Annotated in this window: 1 protein-coding gene and 1 pseudogene; both read right to left on the bottom strand. The window is 71.8% G+C overall.

What is annotated here, in order from left to right; translation table 11 throughout:
• A pseudogene (locus tag HMPREF3105_RS04875) lies at nucleotides 1-184 on the bottom strand (prephenate dehydrogenase); the annotation flags it as partial.
• Nucleotides 181-888 (bottom strand): pseudouridine synthase (locus tag HMPREF3105_RS04870; protein ID WP_070708885.1); only part of this gene is annotated, 708 nt, incomplete at its 5' end. The gene HMPREF3105_RS04870 and the pseudogene HMPREF3105_RS04875, both read right to left, overlap by 4 nt.

The raw sequence follows: 888 nt of genomic DNA, 5'->3' as shown, positions 1-888 counted from the left end.
GGATGTCCGCGGCCACGGCCAGGGCGGCGGGCGAGGGGTCGTGCAGGCGCACGTCCACACCGGCCGCGCTCAGCCCGATGCCGATCGAGGCGCCCAGCAGACCGGTCCCCCGGACGAGCACGGGCTGCGGGATCCCGGCCGGGCCGTCACCGAGCTTGGCGGCGGACTCGGCGGGCGCGCTCACAGGCCGACCAGGGCCTTGAGGTGGCCCAGCTCCTGCGCGTTGAGTGCGCGGACGGTGCCCTGCTTCTGGTCGCCCAGCAGGATGGGGCCCACCTTGACGCGGACGAGCCGCTCGACCGGGTGGCCGATCTCCTGGAACATGCGACGCACGATGCGGTTCTTGCCCGAGTGCAGCACGACCTCGACGAGCACGTGGCCCGGCGTCGAGTCGACGAGCTTGAACGAGTCGACCTGCGCCACGCCGTCCTCCAGTTCCACGCCCTCGCGCAGCCGGTTCGAGACGCCCTTGGCCAGCGGGCCGCGGGTCTGCACCACGTAGGTCTTGGGGACCTCGTAGCTGGGGTGGGTGAGGCGGTTGGCCAGCTCGCCGTCGTTGGTGAGGATGAGCAGGCCCTCGGTCTCGTTGTCCAGACGGCCCACGTGGAACAGGTGCTCCTGCCCGGGCTTGAGATAGGTGGCGATCGAGGGCCGGCCCTCCGGGTCCACCATCGTGGAGATCACGCCGCGGGGCTTGTTGAAGACGAAGTACTGCTTGGTCACGTCCGTCTGCACGGAGATGCCGTCCACCCGGATCACGGCCCGGGCCGGGTCCACGCGCACGCCGGGCTCGGTGACGACGACGCCGTCCACCTCCACGCGGCCCTCGGCGATGAGGTCCTCGCTCACGCGCCGGGACGCCACACCCGCCGCGGCCAGCACCTTCTG

It is taken from the genome of Micrococcus sp. HMSC31B01 (genome assembly GCF_001816085.1).
GTDB classification, from domain to species: Bacteria; Actinomycetota; Actinomycetes; order Actinomycetales; family Micrococcaceae; genus Micrococcus; species Micrococcus luteus.
Note: the sequence above shows the minus strand (reverse complement) of the source record. Positions and strands in the feature narration are given on the sequence as shown.